The organism is Leptospira terpstrae serovar Hualin str. LT 11-33 = ATCC 700639 (assembly GCF_000332495.1).
Lineage (GTDB): Bacteria > Spirochaetota > Leptospiria > Leptospirales > Leptospiraceae > Leptospira_A > Leptospira_A terpstrae.
This window is the reverse complement of sequence record NZ_AOGW02000013.1, coordinates 41940-61328: the sequence shown is the minus strand read 5'-3', so window position 1 is coordinate 61328 and position 19389 is coordinate 41940. Positions and strand designations below refer to the sequence as shown.

At 36.9% G+C, this 19389-nt stretch carries 15 protein-coding genes and 2 pseudogenes; 7 read left to right on the top strand and 10 right to left on the bottom strand.

Going from position 1 to position 19389, the window contains the following annotated elements:
• Positions 1-427: pseudogene (locus LEP1GSC203_RS14690) on the top strand (IS481 family transposase); the annotation flags it as partial.
• Between the two features lie 163 nt (positions 428-590).
• Here LEP1GSC203_RS14690 and LEP1GSC203_RS14685 read toward each other — a convergent pair.
• From LEP1GSC203_RS14685 to LEP1GSC203_RS14670, 4 genes are all read right to left on the bottom strand, one after another.
• Positions 591-1916, bottom strand: a complete 1326-nt coding sequence (locus tag LEP1GSC203_RS14685; RefSeq protein ID WP_002974837.1) for a type II toxin-antitoxin system HipA family toxin — start codon at positions 1914-1916, stop codon at positions 591-593.
• Positions 1909-2268 (bottom strand): helix-turn-helix domain-containing protein, encoded by a 360-nt coding sequence (locus LEP1GSC203_RS14680; RefSeq protein ID WP_084764995.1) that lies wholly within the window; start codon positions 2266-2268, stop codon positions 1909-1911. The genes LEP1GSC203_RS14685 and LEP1GSC203_RS14680 overlap by 8 nt, the downstream gene beginning before the upstream one ends.
• Before the next feature lie 259 nt (positions 2269-2527).
• Complete coding sequence (amt, locus tag LEP1GSC203_RS14675; protein ID WP_002974852.1) at positions 2528-4618, bottom strand: ammonium transporter; 2091 nt, start codon at positions 4616-4618, stop codon at positions 2528-2530.
• Between the two features lie 326 nt (positions 4619-4944).
• On the bottom strand, positions 4945-5619 hold the full coding sequence (locus LEP1GSC203_RS14670) for a hypothetical protein (protein WP_002974820.1): 675 nt from the start codon (positions 5617-5619) through the stop codon (positions 4945-4947).
• Between the two features lie 77 nt (positions 5620-5696).
• Between LEP1GSC203_RS14670 and LEP1GSC203_RS14665 the strand changes: the two genes are divergently transcribed.
• From LEP1GSC203_RS14665 to LEP1GSC203_RS14650, 4 genes and pseudogenes are all read left to right on the top strand, one after another.
• Complete coding sequence (locus tag LEP1GSC203_RS14665; RefSeq protein WP_002974847.1) at positions 5697-5924, top strand: DUF167 domain-containing protein; 228 nt, start codon at positions 5697-5699, stop codon at positions 5922-5924.
• Positions 5925-6037: 113 nt separating this feature from the next.
• Positions 6038-6559 (top strand): annotated as a pseudogene (locus LEP1GSC203_RS14660) (ABC transporter ATP-binding protein); the annotation flags it as partial.
• Positions 6560-6795: 236 nt separating this feature from the next.
• Positions 6796-9096: an ABC transporter permease gene (locus LEP1GSC203_RS14655; protein ID WP_198008584.1), complete on the top strand. Its 2301-nt coding sequence runs from the start codon at positions 6796-6798 to the stop codon at positions 9094-9096.
• Between the two features lies 1 nt (position 9097).
• Positions 9098-9973: an efflux RND transporter periplasmic adaptor subunit gene (locus tag LEP1GSC203_RS14650; protein ID WP_002974812.1), complete on the top strand. Its 876-nt coding sequence runs from the start codon at positions 9098-9100 to the stop codon at positions 9971-9973.
• Here the strand turns inward: LEP1GSC203_RS14650 and LEP1GSC203_RS14645 are convergent.
• Both LEP1GSC203_RS14645 and LEP1GSC203_RS14640 read right to left on the bottom strand, forming a co-directional pair.
• Positions 9960-11702: a PAS domain-containing sensor histidine kinase gene (locus LEP1GSC203_RS14645; RefSeq protein ID WP_002974828.1), complete on the bottom strand. Its 1743-nt coding sequence runs from the start codon at positions 11700-11702 to the stop codon at positions 9960-9962. The two genes, LEP1GSC203_RS14650 and LEP1GSC203_RS14645, sit on opposite strands and share 14 nt — an antisense overlap.
• Positions 11703-11967: 265 nt before the next feature.
• The gene (locus LEP1GSC203_RS14640; protein ID WP_002974814.1) at positions 11968-12504 is read right to left on the bottom strand and encodes a TetR/AcrR family transcriptional regulator; all 537 of its coding nucleotides are present in this window, start codon (positions 12502-12504) and stop codon (positions 11968-11970) included.
• A 63-nt stretch (positions 12505-12567) separates the two neighbouring features.
• On the opposite strand from LEP1GSC203_RS14640, the gene LEP1GSC203_RS14635 reads away from it, so the two are divergent.
• Together LEP1GSC203_RS14635 and LEP1GSC203_RS14630 are read left to right on the top strand one after the other, a co-directional pair.
• Positions 12568-13101 carry a dihydrofolate reductase family protein gene (locus LEP1GSC203_RS14635; protein ID WP_002974811.1) on the top strand — a complete coding sequence of 178 codons (534 nt, stop codon included), beginning with the start codon at positions 12568-12570 and terminating at the stop codon, positions 13099-13101.
• Positions 13102-13247: 146 nt separating this feature from the next.
• The gene (locus tag LEP1GSC203_RS14630; RefSeq protein ID WP_002974834.1) at positions 13248-14036 is read left to right on the top strand and encodes a TrmH family RNA methyltransferase; all 789 of its coding nucleotides are present in this window, start codon (positions 13248-13250) and stop codon (positions 14034-14036) included.
• Between the two features lie 5 nt (positions 14037-14041).
• Here the strand turns inward: LEP1GSC203_RS14630 and LEP1GSC203_RS14625 are convergent, their stop codons facing one another.
• From LEP1GSC203_RS14625 to LEP1GSC203_RS14610, 4 genes are read right to left on the bottom strand one after another with little or no spacing between them, the layout of a single operon-like run.
• A complete protein-coding gene (locus LEP1GSC203_RS14625) occupies positions 14042-15088 on the bottom strand; it encodes a serine/threonine protein kinase (protein ID WP_002974853.1) in 1047 nt (348 codons plus the stop codon).
• An 8-nt stretch (positions 15089-15096) separates the two neighbouring features.
• Positions 15097-15993 carry a diguanylate cyclase DgcR gene (dgcR, locus tag LEP1GSC203_RS14620; protein WP_002974829.1) on the bottom strand — a complete coding sequence of 299 codons (897 nt, stop codon included), beginning with the start codon at positions 15991-15993 and terminating at the stop codon, positions 15097-15099.
• Positions 15994-16005: 12 nt separating this feature from the next.
• Positions 16006-17799, bottom strand: coding sequence for a hypothetical protein (locus LEP1GSC203_RS14615; RefSeq protein ID WP_002974832.1), 1794 nt, complete (start codon positions 17797-17799; stop codon positions 16006-16008).
• The gene (locus LEP1GSC203_RS14610) at positions 17796-19274 is read right to left on the bottom strand and encodes a hypothetical protein (protein ID WP_002974856.1); all 1479 of its coding nucleotides are present in this window, start codon (positions 19272-19274) and stop codon (positions 17796-17798) included. Before LEP1GSC203_RS14610 ends, LEP1GSC203_RS14615 begins: the two co-directional genes overlap by 4 nt.
• Between the last annotated feature and the right edge of the window lie 115 nt (positions 19275-19389).

The following is a 19389-nucleotide window of genomic DNA, read 5'->3' as shown; positions in this document are numbered from 1 at the left end:
AACCTTAAAGGAAGAAACGGCTTTGCCTCCAAGGTCTAGCTTAGAGACACAACAAAAAGCATTTCGAGATTTTCAGAAAGAATTCAATTACCTAAGACCACATGAAGGAATTCAAAATTCTTTTCCTGCTAACCATTACCAAAAGTCGAAAAGGAAATTCCCAAAACGGATTGTAAAAGCTTCTTATCCAACAAACATCATGATTGGAGAAATCAATGACATAGGGAATCTTCATATTGAAGGCCATCGGATCTTTCTATCTTCCGCGTTAGCAGATGAAGAAGTTGGTTTAGAGGAAATCTCGGACAGGCATGTAAAGATTCATTTTTATGGAGTTAGCCTTGGTGTGATCGATTTGTATACGGGAAAGTTGTTGCATTTTAAAAATCCAATGCAATCCTCATTACCGTCTGAATCAGGATTTTAATGCATCTTTATGTAAAGTATGTATTGAGACAAAACTGTAAAGGATGTACGAGTACACTCAGTCGCCTATCAGATGTTATGAGACATAATATACATTCTGGGAAGCTGCCTATTGCTCCAAAACATAGGTTACCCTTATATCTTATTTTTCTAAATGTTGAATCTTATATAGATAAGTTTAGATTCTTTTTGACTTCCTTTTGTAATGCAGGAGGTACTTTTGTTTGGTTCGCATAATTTTCCCAGTGAGAGATTGTTTCTTTGATTTGTCCAACAATGGAATTGATTTGAAATATTTTTAGATCTGCTTTTTTCCCAAGCTCAATAAAATCTTCCAGAGTAAATTTTTCACGTTTCCCATGGATACTCATTTGATGACGATTGGTCCATTGCCCATTGGGATTATAACTATAGGTCATGTCGAATGCAGGGGAAAGAGTCCATTTTCCTGTTTGACTCATTAAAAAAGCGATGTTCTTAGTATGGTCGTCTTGATTACGAGCCACCACATTGAAAACTGCTCTTCGAAACTGTTGTTCTAGAGCAAATTTGGTGTTTTCTGAAATAATTTTACGTATGATGTCTAACGATTGTTCATAACTATAAGCACCCGCCATATTAAAGTCGTAATGTGCCATGGCGCAAAGTGATTGCATGTGAATTTTTTCTCCACCATTGATGCGATCAAAACGTTTTGTCATAAAATGGTGTCTTCCATTTTCTTCGAGTAGTTTCGATTCCATCATTTGAATTCCGCAATCTAAAGCCATGAGGTGGTAAGCATATTCAATTGTACCAAATCCTTTGGGGTCGTTCAGCTCTTTGTCTTTATTATTTCGAATTCCATCTAATTTTAAAATCCAATATGAAAAATCTTCAGTTGTTTTAATTTGTCCGGAACGAACTTCTCCTGTTTTTTCATTATAAGCTATGATACATTTTGCTCTGGCACCTCCGGCAGAAGTTCCAATCGTGAGTAAGTTTGTCAAAGATTGATTTAATTTCTTTTGGTTTGCTAATTCTAATTTAGATGAAAATTTTTTCCGATTGCTTAGAATCTCTGAAGCCAACTTTACCATCTCAGAGATTTCAATTGGAGTGTTTTTTGTTCTAAATTTGTAAGTGGCTGGTTTGAATTCCAAAGCACCCATACCACGTTCCCCGATATAACATAACCTTTCTACAGGATTAAAAGATTGGAAATCTCTATTTACCGTAGAAAGCCAAACATCGATAAGGGCATTTCCAAATTTATCGGGGATGGAATCGGCAAGTAATCCTGGAAGTCCCTTAAATGTATCAACGTTTAGATTTCGAAAAGAATAGAGTGCTCTACTTTTTGGCATAAGTAGTGGTGAGGGTTCTACTGGTGCTTTCAAAAATTCATTATCATATTCGAAGGTAGCAAACCTTCCATCGTCATTCCAAGAAACATAACCTACTAGAGATCCCCATAAATAAACCTTTGCCAATGTTACAGGTTCACCCATTTTTGTGACCCCAAGTCCACTCCTTCTCATCGTTAGGTGGTAATGTAATTTGTTTTCTGACCCGTTGTCTTATTTTATTTGTTTTGGATTTTGCAAGAAGTGCCAGAGAGAGGTTTGGGTCTCTAAAGGTAAGTTGTAATTCGTTTAACAAATCCAATTCTTTTAATAGAGAGAGTAAGTTGAGTAAGGAAATATTTCCCTTCCCAGTTTCTAACCTTGCAATGGATGAAGGAGAAACCCCACTTCTCTTCGCTAACTCTTCTTGGGAGAGATCCATCTGTACACGTCGTCCTTTGATCGAGGACCCGATTTTTTCTAGAATTGTATATAAATTTTCATCCGACCAATTCATCCTAACTTGTAGTATATAGTGGTTTATATATATTTCAAGATATATTTAGCCATATATGACTATTAAAGAAATATTAATTAACTTGCCACATATGATTAAATATATCAAATAATAGAGGTAATTTGCCTTATATGACGATTTAATGAACTAATTCTTTTGAATTTTCCTTTAAAATAGGAAGTCTAGAACCAAAGTATCAATTGCAAGAAAAAATTTCACCAAACGATAGACGGACTCTATACAATATTGGATTTATTATCTAAGTTGCAAATTGAAAGTAAGGCAAACTCAACTCCGGCTCACGTATCCTTTGTTTGACGAGAAAGGTTCTGATTTTTCCTTTGCCTTTCACTTCAATTTCTCCCCTTGCTTCTAATTCAAAGTCGGACTGAATTAAATTAGCAGTCGATTCTGTGATTTGAATTTCATTTGGCAGTCCATGTGATTCCATACGAGAGGCAAGATTGACCGCATCCCCCCAAATATCATAAATAAATTTTTTGGTTCCAATCACTCCAGCAACCACAGGACCTGTATTGATTCCAATTCGCATACTGAGTTTGGTTCCACTTTTCCCAAGTTTCAACCTAGAAAGTAATGATTTCATATCCCAAGCCATATGAGCCGCGAGTAATGAATGATACTGATCGGGTGCCGGGAGTCCTGCAACAGCCATGTAGGCATCTCCAATGGTTTTAATCTTTTCTAATCGATACTTTTCTGCTAACACATCGAAGTAAGAAAAAATTTCGTTTAAGATTCGAACTACAGCTTCAGGCTTCAGACCAGCGGAAATTTGTGTAAACCCCACGATGTCTGCAAATAAAACAGATACTTCTGGATAACTATTAGCAATTAAACCTTGTTTTTCTTTTAGCTCATCGGCTATTGCTTTCGGAAGTACGTTTAACAATAGTTTTTCTGCTCTCTCTTGTTCGTTTCTTACTTTGTCGTATGCATTAGCGATTTCAATTCTGGAATCTTCATTTTCTTTTAAGGTGGTGCGAACTTTTCCTAAAACTAAGTTGTACCTTTCCGCAATTTGTCCCACTTCCGTAAATGGTTCCACAGGTACATCAAGAGTTAAGTCTCCGGTTTTATGTTGGTAATCCATAGATAAAAACAAATCAATAAGTTCTGTTGTGGCTTTGTGTTCCGATATATTCAAACCCATTCTTTCTTCTGTTTCATCCACTCGGAGATGGTAGATTCTGTTGATTCCTTTAAAAATAATATAGGATATACCAAAAGCAAAACTACCAACGACTAGGATTCCTAATAGCTGAATGAGGATAAAGTCCCCTCTTCCACTTGTTGCCCCTAATCCTTCAATGTCTCCAAATATCCCTACTGCCAATGTCCCCCAAAGACCACCGACTAAATGTACAGGAACAGCTCCTACAGCATCGTCAATCTTCCATTTTTCTAATAATTTTTCTGCTGGGATAGTGAGCCCTCCCGCTATCATTCCAATGATGGCAGCTTGCCCAGGTTCAACACAGTCAGCACTAGCTGTAATGGCAACAAGTCCCGCCAAAGATCCGTTTAATGGGGATATTGCCTCTGGATATCCTTTCACAAACCAAGTTAAAAATAAAGCAACCAGCATGGAAAATCCAGAAGCAATGATTGTATTTAAAATGACAATTGGAACTGAACCATTAAAGGCTAAAGTACTTCCTCCATTAAAACCCATCCAACCAAACCAAAGAATAATTCCACCTAACATAGCCAAGGGGAGATTGCTACCTGTAACTGATTTGGAAGGTTCCCCTTCTTTAAACCTTCCAAGCCTTGGGCCTACTACCAATAGAAGTGCCAAAGAAACCCAACCACCAACACTATGGACTTGTGTGGATCCTGCAAAGTCATGAAAACCTAATTGTTCTAACCAACCGCGAGGGGATTCAATAAAGGTTCCACCCCAAACCCAATGTCCGACAATCGGATAAATGATACCAGAGATAAGAGCTGTTGCCAAAAGATAAGAAGGAAATTTTAACCGTTCGGCAACCGCACCAGAAACAATGGTAGATGCAGTTCCACAAAACATCAATTGGAACAAAAAGAAAGTAGGAGGCCAAGCATTGTCTTTTGGAAACGCTGGTAAAAATAAATCTATACCTATAAGACCGTAAAAAGAAGAACCAAACATGATTCCAAATCCAAACAAGTAGAATAATAATGTTGCTACTCCAAAATCTGCGATGTTTTTAATCGCTACGTTGATTGAATTTTTAGCACGAGTTAAACCAGACTCTAAGACTAAAAATCCACCTTGCATCATCAACACAAGTCCCGAACAAACGAGTACCCATAAAATATCTAAAAGATTTTTTTGAACCGACATCCCCTACCCTCAAAACCAAAAACTATTTAGGCGGAATTGCCTAAATGGATTTGAATCTAAGTGATCATTTCAGGTTATTTTTAGATCAGCAAGTCGAATTCTAAGCATTTTCACCTAACAATCATTTTAAAGAATAAACGACTCGTATCTGATTTGCATAAATTGTTTATAATATGGGCAACTTGCTTCTTCTTTGTTCTCTGCGCCACCGATCGCAGCGGAAATCCTTTCGCAAAAGCGAAAGATTGGAGCGAAGAGCGGGATCGTTATTCCGAATAATTTTGGTCACCAAACAGATTCGAGGCGCCCAGAGAAACGAGACGGATTTAAGATTTATGTTTATTAATTTTATAGATACGAAGCCATTCTTTCCAAAGCATATAGCTAAGGCCTAAGGAAATTAGCGCAAATGCAAAAGCACCAACTAAAGCAGTAATTGCATTCGCAGTTTCTTCTTGGCAAAGGTCGGAGGAAGAACCAGCATAAACAGCACTTGCTTGAATTCCGTTCTCATCTGATAAGGATTGTGATTTATCATAAACGACCGTGATTGTATCGCCCCGCTTTGCTCCCACTAATCGGAGTTGGGCTTCCGACGGTTTATGAGGCTTTTTGAATGTTCTTTCTTTATTATCAAAATTATGATTAGCCAGTCCTGATTCATTGGAAACCAAAACTTCAGATTTATCATTCAAAACCAGGAAAAAACTTCCAACGGATACTTGGTATAAATTCCAATGATTCCGTTTGGTTTGGTATTCAACATTGTAAACGACAAATCCGGATTCTGGATCTGGTATACTGTTTGGAGAAATATTACCAGAGATAAGACGCGAATCTTTTTGGTTTCGAAATGATTCATCACAAAAGAAACTACGATATTCCCAATCTTCCTTTGCATTGATAACAAGAAGTACGGACAAGGTGGCAGTAAAAACGACCATTAGAAAAAGAAAAAAATAGGTAGCAAAAGATTTGGATGGTTTAGAAAATTTTTTCATGTTTTGTAGATGTTACATCCTTTGCAAATTATAGAACCATTCTAAATAATAATCAGAATACTCAATAGTAAAAATTTATGAAATTAACTGTAAAGGTAAAACCAAACAATAAAAAACCAGGATTAGAATTTATATCGGAAACAGAATGTATTGCGCGTTTAAAATCTCCACCTGTGGATGGAAAGGCGAATGAAGAACTGATCACCTTACTAGCAAAGCACTTCCATGTTCCCAAAAACAATATCACAATCCAGTCTGGACTTTCATCCAAATCAAAGTTGGTTTTAGTACTTCCAAGAACTTGAGAAACATCAACTAGAGCAGTCCCGAATTCAATGAATTTTAAGTTCACAGATTCTTATCAAAATAATAGGTTTGTAAAATTAAGAGTTCTTTTTGCACTCATGGTACTTTTATAATGAAGAAACCCAATACCCTTCTCGAAACAAAAAATCTTGGGAAAACTTACCAAGTCGGTGAAGTACCACTGGTTGCCCTCCATTCAGTGAATCTAAAATTCAATGAAGGAGAACTGACAGTAATGTTAGGTGCTTCAGGATCGGGAAAATCCACTCTTCTCAATATCTTGGGAGGATTAGACACGGCTACTACGGGTGAAGTATTATTTCATGGAAAAACATTGGCTTTAGAAAATGATGAGGGTTTGACGCGTTATAGAAGAAATCACGTAGGTTTTGTTTTTCAGTTTTACAATTTAATCCCAAGTCTTACTGCAGAAGAAAACGTTCGTTTGGTGACAGACCTCTCGGACAAATCCATGTTACCTCTAGAAGCATTGAACTTGGTAAAACTTGCCGATCGTAAAAACCATTTCCCAGCCCAACTTTCGGGAGGGGAACAACAAAGAGTCGCCATTGCAAGGGCAATTGCAAAAAGACCTGAGTTACTACTTTGTGATGAACCTACAGGTGCACTTGATTTTAAAACAGGAAGGATTGTTTTAGAAGCCATCACAGGTATCAATCAAGACCTGGGAACAACAACAGTTGTGATCACTCACAACGAGTCCATTGCACAAATTGCTGATCGCATTATTCTTGTAAAAGACGGAACCATTGTTTCCGATGCATTAAATCACCATAAAAAGCCTGTATCCGAGGTTAGTTGGTGATAGGTAGAACTTTAAATCTAAAACTACTTAGAGACTTAAAGTCTATGACGATGCAGGGTTTGACTGTAGGTCTTGTCATTGCGGCAGGGATTAGTTATTTTTCTGCTTCTTGGGCTGCTTACTTTTCGTTAATGGATGCCCAATCAAATTTTTATAGCAAACAAAACCTTTGCGAAGGATTCGTTTATTTAAACCGCGCACCTTCTTATCTTGAATCAAAAATAGCTGCACTTCCTGGAATCTCTGACTTTGAAACAAGGATTTCTAAAGAAATCGTTTTAGATTTTCCGGGTGAAGTGTATCCATCTGCTGCCCAGTTGATATCTTTACCAGAACATACAAACACCTTATATTTAAAAAAAGGTTTTTTACCAAAACAAAACCAGGACATAATCATAAGCGAAAATTTCGCTAATGCCAATCAGTTAGAACCAGGCTCAGTTCTATCATCCATTATTGGTGGAAAACGTGTTTATTTGCATGTAACAGGCGTTGGTTTATCTCCGGAATTCGTTTATGTTTTCCGACCTGGGAATCCAATGCCCGATGATAAACATTATGGTATCATCTGGATGAAAAGAGAAGCAATGGAGGCGAACTTTAACTTTGAAGGAGCTTTTAATCAGGTTATTTTTCATTTTGCTACGGAAGGAGAAGACCGATTCCGTACGATGCGTGATCTGGATGCATTACTGGATGAATTTGGAGGTTTAGGAACAAAAGAGAGAAAACTATTACCTTCTGATTCATTTTTAAGTGATGAGTTCCGACAACTTCGAACCACTGCGGTATTTTTACCTGGAATTTTTTTGGCAATCGCTGCTTTTCTTTTGCACATCATTTCCAATCGACTCATATCGAAGGAACGAGAACAAATCGCAACCTTACGAGCGCTTGGTTATACATCGAAAGATATTATTTTCCATTATTTAAAACTCATCAGTTTTATCACGGCAATTAGCAGTATTCTTGGAGTGATTGTTGGATTCTTTTTAGGTAATGCGATGACTGGTTTGTATGGAAGATTCTATAAATTTCCACAACTGATTCCTATTTTTCCACCCCTACTCGCTTTATTTAGTGTCAGCTTTGGAATTCTCATCGGTGGACTTGGAACCATTATCTCGTTACGAAGTATCATTCAATTAGACCCCGCACAGGCAATGCGTCCTGCCCCACCGGGAACATATACAATTTCTTTTTGGGAAGCATGGATCACCAATCTTAGAACCATACAAAGAATGGTTTTAAGAAATCTCTTTAAACGACCTACACGAACGATACTCACTATTTTAGGTTTATCAACTTCCATAATGATTATGATCATTGGAAATTTTATTCAAGATACTGTAGGTACTTTGTTAGATTTACAATTTAATACAATTCAACGCGAAACACTCACTTTAGTGTTTAGAATTCCTGTGGAAGACTCTGTATTGTTGAGTCTTAAAGAGAAAAAAGGAGTTTTTTTAGCAGAAGGACAAAGGTCTGTCCCAATCAAAATTACGAAACATAGGAAAACAAAAGACACTATTTTAACGGGAATTTCGGATGATTCCCATTTAAGAAGAATTCTAAATCATGATTTGCATCCCATCGATATACCAGTTTATGGAATCATGATGAATACTGACCTTGCCAATAAAATGGGGATCCAAAAAGGAGAAACCATTGTGATAGAAACTCTTGATGGTGAAAAAAGAAAAATACCTGTTACTGTTTCGGCATTTGCCAATGAAATTTTAGGTCAAGGCGTTTTTATCAATCGAAATAATCTAAATCGGATGTTAGACGAAGGAAGTTTAATTAATTTAGCATTATTAAAAACGGATCCACTAGAAGATAAAAATTTAATTGAAGAGTTTAAAGACAATCCACTTGTGATTGGTTTATTCTCAAAATCTGCAATTCTGCTTGCTTTTAAAGAAATGATGCAACGATCTCTTCAATCGACATCCATCGTCATATTAATATTTACAATTATCATTTCTATTGGGGTGATCTATAATACTGCTATGATTACTTTATCAGAAAGAATTTACGAATTGGGAAGTTTGAGAATTCTGGGTTTCAGTTTAAAAGAAGTTTTTGAGATTATCGCTTGGGAACTAACATGGCAGATTCTTGTGGCGATTCCCATTGGATGTTTTTTTGGTTACAAAGTAGCAAATTTAATCTTAAACAGCAATGAAACAGAAGGATTCAAAGTTCCTGCTGTCATTTTCCCATCTACTTATTATTATTCAATCCTTCTGGCACTAACCACTGCCGGGATTAGCTTTGTCATCGTGTATCGAAAATTAAAAACTATGGACTTATTAAGTGTGCTCAAGGTGAGAGAATAACATGACGAAAGAAAGATTTTTAGAACTATTGAAAACTAAAAACGCAAAAATTGCGATGGCAATCATATTGTTTTTAGGACTCTCCTTTTTAATTTTAAAAAAGGATCCGAAACCAGTGGAAGTATCCGTTGTTACTCAAAGTGTTTATAGACAAATACTTTCCGTACAAGGCAAAACAAAAATTAAAGAACTTTATACTGCCTATTCTCCTGTAAATGGAGTTATGCGCCGAGTAGAATTACATGCTGGCGATAAAGTTACGAAAGGTATGATTCTTTTGACTATTGATTGGGATATTGTGAAAACAGTTAAGGCAAGTGCCAATGGCCAAATTCTAAAGGTGTACCGTGAAAGTGCGGGACCCGTAGCTATGGGGGAACGTATTTTAGATTATGGTGATATTACAAAAATAGATGTTTCTGCTTTTGTTTTATCGGAAGATATGCCTGATTTAGATCTCAAAGACAAAGTTCTACTTACCGGATTTGGTGAAGATATTCTAGAAGGACAAGTCTCTATCATTGAACCTTCCGCGATCACTAAAATCTCCTCCTTAGGTGTTGAAGAACAACGTGTGCCTATTTACATTGAATTCAATCCTCCACCTGGAATCGGAGATGGTTATGAATTAGAATGCAAAATTATCTTATTTGAAAAACCAAATGCCACTGTAATACCTACCTCGGCTTTATTTCGAGAAGATGAAAAATGGGCAGTGTTTACTGTTGAAAAGAAAAGAGCAAAACTTCGATTTGTTGAAATAGAACACCAAAGCGAAGGAATCAGTATGATTAAAAGTGGCCTATCCATAGGCGAATCTGTGATACTTTATCCAGGAGATACGGTTGTGAACGGGACAAAAGTTATACCCGAATAGGTACACTAGATTCTTTAGGTAAGGTGAAGTAAAACTGCGATCCCTTACCTATTTCACTTTCTACGCGAATATTTCCTCCATGTTTTTCTATAAATTCTTTACATAAAATTAAACCCAGTGCCGTACCCCTTTCGCCAAGTGTACCTGGCATACTGGATTGTTTTGCATCTATCCGAAACAAATTGTTTCGAATTTCTTCTGTGATGCCTGTACCAAAATCAGCAATACATATCTGGATATCATGACCTATGGATTCGGATGAAATACGAATTTCACCACCAGGGTGAGAATACTTTATGGCATTCGAAATAAAATTTCTAAAGATAGTGTCTAACATCTTTTCGTCTGCGTACACCATTGCATTTGGATCTACAAAATTATTCAGGGTGATTGATTTATTTTGGATTGAGAAGGAAGCAGAAGCAATGGAAGATTCTATGGAACGATATAAAGAGATGTCTTCCGGAAAAAAAGCAATTTCACCAGTCTGTGACCTTGCCCAAGTTAGTAGGTTTTCTAACAAAATAAAAACTTCGCCAGAGGATTGAAAGAGAATACTTAAATCATTTTTAGTTCGTTTTAAAGGTCTTGTATCTAGATCTTCTAAAATCATACCTGCAAAAGTATTCATTCCACCAATTGGACCTTTTAAATCATGTGCAATGATTGAGAAAAATTTATCTTTCGTTCGGTTTAACAACTGCAATTCGGAATAAAACTCGTCTTTTTCAATTTCTGCTTTTTTCCTTTTATCAATATTTCTGGATACTCCCAGTATATTGACAGTACCGTTAGGATTCCATTGAAAGACAGTATTTGCCTCTATCCAAATTGTGGAACCATCCTTACAATATTGTTCTACTTCATCACTAAATGGTATTCTTTCGCCAGTTTCTTTAAACTCTTGAATCCGCATCGGCAAAACTTCCATTATAAAACTTAGAGATGATGGAGTGAGTGAATCCTCTAAAGAATGGTGTATTACTTCTTCCGATGTAAAACCAGTGATATTAAAAACGGATGGGCTTACATAAAGATACTTCTGTTGGTCGAAATTTAACACCCAAATAACATCTGTAGTGTTTTCTGCAAGCAATCTATACTTCTGCTCACTCTCTTCTTGACCTTTAATGAAAATATCAATACACATCATTAAAAAACCAAAAGTCATCATAACTGATGTTACATAAAAAAATAAATAGGTTATATCCTGAATAGGACCTTTTCCAAATGCAATTTGTGAAACTGAAACATCTGCAAATGTATAATACAAACAGCGAAGAAACAAAAAAATACCACAAGACAAATAGAAATATGCGGAGAACCGACTAGACAAATGCGACTTTCGATTTGCAGCTAAAATGGCATTTGATGATAGTATAAGCTGTATTCCCGCAGCAAAAGAAATTAAAGAAATCCTATACTTAGGAGAAAAATCCGAAAATTGATGGAGAACTAGTAATACAAAAACCAACAACACAGAAAAAATTCCAGACTTCCACATAGGTTTTCTATCAAACATAGAATGTATGATATTATTAGAATATACTAATGAAAGTAAAATAAGTGAATTTCCTGCGCTAATTGATATCCAATCGGGTATAATACCTCTTAACGCCCCCATGACTACCCATCCGAAGGCTTGCAATAAAGTTGCGATCGACCAATCTTTTACGAACCTAAGCTTTTGGAAATAACCTCGAGCGGCAAACCAAAGGCCCCCAGACATCAGTAGACATCCGATTATGTTTATAAATACAACAGTCCGTGGATCAATGTTCATTCTAATTAGGGAATATCCGAAATTCTATATAAATAGTTTTTCCCTATGTAATTTAATCAACTACAAATGGATATTAGTTAATGAAATTTAGTAGTATTAGAGAACAGTCAAATTCCTAAAACTATTATTAGGCGGAAGGATAGAGTTCAATCTAGTCTCAATTTACACGAAAAAAGCTATAACCTGACAAGGATTAGATGTTTCAAATCCATCAAGAATCTTTGAATAAATCCAAAAGATAAGACAAGGAAGATTCAAATTCTCTTTTATTTGAGTCAATTGTTGCCTCTTTCGTTCTGCCTTTTAGAAGAGTTGAGAAAGCAAAAGCATTCCCATGAATAAAATCAATTATGATGTTTAGTACTCTTTTATCATCAACGGCAGGATAGATTTTCTTGATTAACATTTGAAGGGTTTGGTTGAGTGATATTACGGAGGGAAAACCATCATAAGAATTTTTAATCAAAAAAAAGGACATCCCCGGATATTCTATAAATAGTGCCCAGTATTCTACTAATATACTTTTTAAATTTGATTTAGGATTTTTTTCATAGATTGTAATCTCTTTTTCAAACCTCTTAAATATTTGTTCTACCATGGCCTTTGTCAGAGCTTCTTTATTTTCAAAATAATGGTAAATCGCCATCGGATCAAGATCCAGTTTTGTAGCTAATTTTCGCATACTAAACGATTCATATCCTTCTTTTTCACAAATTTTCAAAGCTGTTAGAATAATTTTTTGTTTCATTTTCAACCCACATCCTCTACGGTGTAGAATAATTAAATCTACACCGTAGAGGAATATATTATTATGATACAATATAAAGCATTTATTGCAAGCAGTTTAGATGGATTCATAGCAAGGTCTGACGGGTCAATCGACTGGCTAACCTCGAACGAATATACATTGGAAAACAATGACTTAGGTTATTCTTCTTTTATGCAAGGTATCGACTGCATTGTGATGGGCAGAACAACTTTTGAAACAGTATTAAGTTTTGAGTCTTATCCTTTTGCATCGGTTCCTGTTTATGTATTAACTCGTAATCCCGAATACAAGTTCGAATCAGACTATCCCATTTTTATATTCCATGGCAAACTTAAAGATTTAACTTCCCATTTAGAAAAAAATAAATTTAAAGCAGCTTATGTAGATGGGGGACTGGTGATTCAATCATTTATCAAGGAACAAATGTTAAATGAAATCATTGTTACAAAAATTCCTGTTTTACTTGGATCGGGGTTATCCCTGTTTGGCTACTTAGCACAAGAGCAAAAATTGGAACACATCCAAACTTCAACTTTTGCAAATGGATTTGTCCAATCAGAATACCACTTTAAGTAATATGAACTTTCCAAAATATTATTTTCGAAAATCCAATCTTTGATTGAAGAATGGAATGATTTGTGTTAGAGGTTTTAGGACAACCCCACAAGCCCGCCTCCACCACCCTAATCAGGGCGGGGGCTTTCCCGGGGTAATGAGACATAATGCAAATCATCCACTCCCCCCAGGATCCGAGACTTTCCGCTTACCAACTTCTTAAAGCAAAAGAGGATCCTTCTGATAAATTCATTGCGGACCACGAAAAAACAGCTGTTCGCCTTCTTAATTCCACACTCCAGGTAGAGTCCGTGTTCTGTATGCCCAAATATTGGGAAAAACATAAAGACTTAATCCAATCCAAACTCCGAGACACTAACCAATGTTTTGTTGCAGATAAATCAGTATTTGAAGAAACCATTGGGTTTTCTGTGCACCAAGGTTTTATGGCAGTTGGATTCCAAAGATGGAACCTGTTATCTGAAATCAAATCTCCAATTCTATTTGTAAACTCAATTGTTGATAGCGAAAACATTGGATCCATTCTACGAACTGCTGCAGCATTTGGGATCCAAACTATTCTTTTTGATTCCAAATCAGCATCGCCATATCTCCGTAGGAGTGTTAGAGTTTCGATGGGTTCTTTATTTCATATTCAATTGGTTCGTATTTCCAATCTAACAGAAACTTTGATCTCCTTAAAAACATCGGGACATACGATTTTATCACTTAGCCTACCCAGAGAAGGGAGTAATTTATCGTCCAAAACAAATACTGTTTATGAGGTAAACAAACAAAATAGATTTGTATTAGTCGTTGGGAATGAAGCGGAAGGAATTGATCACGAAGTTCTCAATTTATCTGACCAATTAATTTATATTCCAATGAAAAACCAAATTGATTCTTTAAATGTGTCTCATGCGCTTGCTGTTGCATTGTCACACCTGTTAGGTTAATCTATTCAGTTTTCCCAATCCCAAAAAAAATCTTTGTTTGTCATTTCTGGCTCCGTATCTGTCGTTTTGGTGATCCCTTCTATAGATTGTTCTTCCAAATCTTTTTTCGCTGACTCCAAATCTAAGGTTTCTTTTAACCAATACTCTTCGGTCCCGAAGTGGGGAAACAAAGAAGGAAAAGAAGGATCTTCCCATCGTTTTGCGATCCAAGCAGCATAATGAATGTATCTGACAATACGGAGAGGTTCTACTAATTGTAGCCAATTCTCATCAAACTCAGCAAACATTGTATAACCTTGTAAAAACTGGAATAAATCATTTTTTCTGTCATTTTCACCTAACGGAAGCAACATCCAAAAGTCTTGTACGATGGGACCTACCAAAAAATCATCAAAGTCCAAAATACTATAACCATCTGGTGAAACAAGTAAGTTGCCCTTGTGACAATCCCCATGTATTCTTTGAAATGGGATTTGGAATTCTTTTACTAAGGATTCAAATATTTCAAAGGATCTTAGAGCTGTAGTTTTGTAACGCTCAGCCAAAGTTTGATTTGGTATTAACTTTTTTTCTAATATAAAGTTTAAAGATTTTAATCCGTAAGAAGGAATGTCTAATGTTGGTCTATGAATTGAATCCGATTTTTTTCCTACTGCATGAATCCTTCCCAGTAAAGCACCAACCCGCTCCAAATCTCCGCCTGCAATCTCTTCTACAATCCGACCATTGCGAAGTGGCCAAATGGCAAAAAAGATTCCAGACCACTCAAATAAAGTTTTTCCTTCAATGAGAATGGGAGTTAGTACAGGAATCTCTTCGGAGCTTAGTTCATGTAAAAACCTATGTTCCTCTAGAATTTCATCATAAGACCATTTACCTGGTCGATAGAACTTTACTACGATTCTACCGGCATTGGTAGTTTCAATATCATAAACACGATTTTCGACACTGTTTAATGGATAAAACCTACCGGTAGTTTCGTATCCCAATGATTCTAGTGCATTAAGAATTGTATCTGGTGTTAGTTGGTAAAATGAATGATTGATATCCAATTTGGTAATTAACTTGCAATCCTATTTCGCCCAGAGGACTTTGCTTCATATAAAAGTTTATCTGCACTCCTAAGTAATTCCACTGGATTTTCTATAGAAGTGACATCTCCTCCTGCTACACCGCCACTAAAGGAAACTTTAAATTTTTGCCCAGCCTCTGATTGTAATTCAATACCTGAAACCACTTCTCGAATTTTGTCTAACACTCGAGAGGCGTCGGCAACTGCTGTCTCTGGGAAAACAATCACAAACTCTTCACCACCAAATCTAGAAATAATGTCTGACTTTCGTAAAGATGATTTCAATTCAGTTGCAAAACGTTTGAGAACTATATCTCCTGTTTCATGCCCATAAGTGTCATTGACCTTTTTAAAAAAATCTATATCAAGCATTGCCAAAGACAGATTGTGTTTGTGTCTTTTGCATCTTTGGAATTCTTGATCAATCCGTTCTTCCATATAGCGACGGTTATACAAACCAGTCATAACATCGCGAATTGCAGTTTCACGCAATTGATCATGTAATGATTTCATTCTTAAGGCACTAAAGATTCGCGCTAAAAGTTCAATTTCTTTAGCGGGTTTTGTGATATAGTCGGTAGCTCCTGCCTCAATAGCAAGTTTTAGATTTTCAGGTTCCGTATGGCCTGTGACCATAATGATAGGAAGCCAACCTACCGGAGATGAAGAGAATATTTCTGAGATCAATTCAATCCCGGATCCGTCTGGCAACTCCCAATCAAGAAGAACCACATCAATTTGGTCTTTGATGATGATCTCCCTTGCATCGGAAAGAGATACCGCCTCAATGGGAACGTATCCATGATTCGAAATCCATCGATTAAGAAGTTTCCTTTGTAATTCAGAATCTTCAATGATGAGAATTTTTTTTCCTTCTTTCTCCATTCTCCTACGGTTTCATTTTTTCTTTTTTTTACCTAGTATTTTTTCAACTTCTCCCTCTTCCAATGGAACTTTTACAACAGTTCCTCCTTCTTTACGGATTTGGTCCATATCAACCACTGCGCCTGTTAAAAGACGAGAAGCTTTTTTAGATCCATCTTTCACTCCATAAACGACCCACTTTCCACCTTCAAGGGATAACACTAAGTATGTACAATCAGCAACAGCTAGCACCGAATGTGCTGACATATGAGCAATGAATTCATAACTCAGTACAATCCCTGACCCAATCATCACACCTGAAGGAACACCAATGGCTTTTGAAATTTGATAAACACCAAAGGTAGTCCCCGTTCCAAAAGAAGCGGCAGTGCCAACCAATCCCACAGTTCCCGCAGCCACTTTGGTTGAAGTGTAAGTCACCGTTTGTGCTGTGGCTGAAGCACCTGCAAATGTGGCACCTGTGACTGTTCCTGATACAGCCAAACCACCACCAAGAACAGTTTGACCAGAAGTAACACCGACAAGACTCATCGGTGCCAGAATATATTTCCCAGAAGATTCAGTAACTACCGCAGCAGTTTTTACAGAATAGGCAGATGTTTTTCTTGCTACAGCAGAAGTTACTTTAACACCTTTTTCCATGGAAAGAACCGACTCATTTAAAACTGCTTCCGTACTATTAAGTAACGCACCTAACCCAAGTTCCAAGCTTGGTGCAGTAATGTACACCACCCCTTTTCCCGCTAAAGCAAAAGTTTCCACCAAACAATATAATCCGGTGCCTGCCGCATTAGTTATTACAGCCGCCGGATAAATGATTCCATTCCAAGATACATATCCTACAGAAAGTAATGTCATTTTCCCGATGGGTTTGATAATACTATCATAAAACAGTGCTTTGGTGGTTCTTGAAAATGCTTTAAGCAAAGCTAAAGGTACCCCTTCTCCATCAGCAATAGATTCCAAATCTTCCTTCGCACGACCAAACTCCTGCGAGGTGTCTTTTCCAAATGTAAAAATAGTTTCTTTCCAATTCCCAAAAATCTTTTCTGAGACAGAAGAACGTAAGTCATCAATTTCAGCAAATCTTCGTTTCCAACTTCCCGATTTTAAGTCATCGTAAGTATCATCATAAGTAGATTTAAGAGCATCATCTAAATCCACATACCCGTAGACGGTTGATTCAAAATCTTTTTGAAATTTTTCCTTGTATTGGTTGTATCTTTTTTTAGCGGATGGGGAATTGTCTACAGCCTCTTTTTGGTTTAGTTGCATATTCGCCCATTCGTCCCATTCTTTACGAATGGACTCAGAATTTGCCACAACTTCTTTATGTGTATCAAACCCACGATCCAAAGAAGATCCGACAATCCCATATGACTCTGCCACCGAAACGTACATAATAAATAACCCTGGTTTGGTGGCATTTTCATTTAGATACTGAATCGCAGCATCTCCACCTGCACTTAACTTACCGGCAGCAGACCAACTCATTTTGGTTCCATCTTTAATAATAACAACAGATTCTCTAGCCTTCAAAACCGAGCGAGAGTACTCTTCTTTTGCAAACCCAAACCTTTGTCCCATAAATGACACAGGAGACTCTTCAAAGGGAGGGATAAACTTGATACTGGTCCCTTTCACAGGGAGCGCCCCTTGGTAATAAAGGGAAGTATGCCCTTCGATAGCTAATTTTTTAGTATTCTTTAATGGATCTTCTGACTTTCTATCGGTTCCAGAACAATAAGTAAAAAAAATAAAAAAGGATAGAATGAATAATATAATTTTTAAGTACTTTGGTTTCATTTCTTTTCAGCTGCCTTTGCATTTGCGCGTTTTGATTGTTCTGCGATTTCAGCATCCAATACTTTCTTTATGATTTTGGGATCATCTGTTAAGATTTTAACCTTTCCTGCTTTTTTTGCTTCTTCAAGATTAATAACAGTCCCTGTAGGTGCATCATCAAACCCCGCGTAGTTGCCTTTCACAGCAGCTATTACAACTCGTGGTCCATCATAAGCAATCAATATGGGACCATCTACTGCTGTTAATAATAATTGCGAAGGAAGGACAGTAAGTGCAGAATACCCTAAAATCATTCCCGAGCTCATCGCATACATACCAGCTTCAGCTGTTCCTTTCGAAAAATCATAAACCATTCCCGTTGCGTATGCCCCTGTTTCATAAGCAGTTCCACCCACAACACCAACTGTTCCTCCAGTTGTTGTGGCAGCCACTGATGTGACTTGGTTAAAAGCAGCAAGTGTAGTTCCTCCCGTGTATGTAGGGATAGTGGATGAAGCTGATAGAAGACCTATCGAACTAAAAAGACCTGCCTCTAAGGTTGGCGAAATTACGCGGTAACCTGCATTAGCTGAATAGTAAAGTACAACACCTGTGGAAATCAAAGCATTAGATGAAAAATTCATAGTTTGAGATAGAGGAACATAAACTCCGTTGACAACTAAAATCTCGCCGGTATTTTTTCCTGTTTTGGCAATCGGTGCCACCATCACTTCTTTGAGTGCAACAGAATAACCTTGGAAAATATCAACAAGAGCAAGAAGCGAATTCCCTCTTTGACCCGATTCTTCGTAATTTTTTGTAAATTCATCGGAAGCTTTTGAAAAGGAATCACTCCAAGAAGAAATAATCTCTTTGGAATTTTTCTTTATAGTTGAGCTGAACAAATCATTTAACTGATCCGTTGTTTTACTGCGTTCTCCCCCAATTTCATCCAAAGTAGAAAACATCATTTTTTTATCCGATTCTATCTTTGGAACCAATTGAATATATCCTAATACAAATCGAGAACCTGCTTCTTCAAAACTATCTTTCGATACTTTCCATTCTGCTTTACTCAATTGCCAACCTGCATCATAGATATCTTCCGTTCTTCGGGAAGAATCCTGTATTCCGCTTCCTGTCCAAGAAATTACAGAAGTCATAGTTTCCCCTAATTTACCCGGGAAGTCTTTGCTCCGTTTTTTCATATGAACGAGCACCATTGCTTTTGCAACGCGAGCGCTAATTTCACCATTTTCATAAACCAAATCTATACTCTTTTTTCCAGAAGGAATGACAGCCCATCCATGTTCAAAAAGATTCTGTCTCGACCCAAGGGAATTGGCAGTCAAAGGAGCAATCTTTTTGAAGGATTGCGGTTTGTTGGAATTAAACACAGACTCACCTAATATTTTATCAGTTTTTTGTGAACCAGAACATTGCAGAAATAAGGTGACGGCTAACAGGAGAAAGAACTTTGCGGAAACAAGTTTCATAAGATGAGGGAACCCTATAGAAACAATCGAAATATGCAATATAAAAAAATCGCCGTCTTGCTTAATCCATGTTTAGTGAGGTAAAAATGCTACATCAGATTATTTACGTGACCCA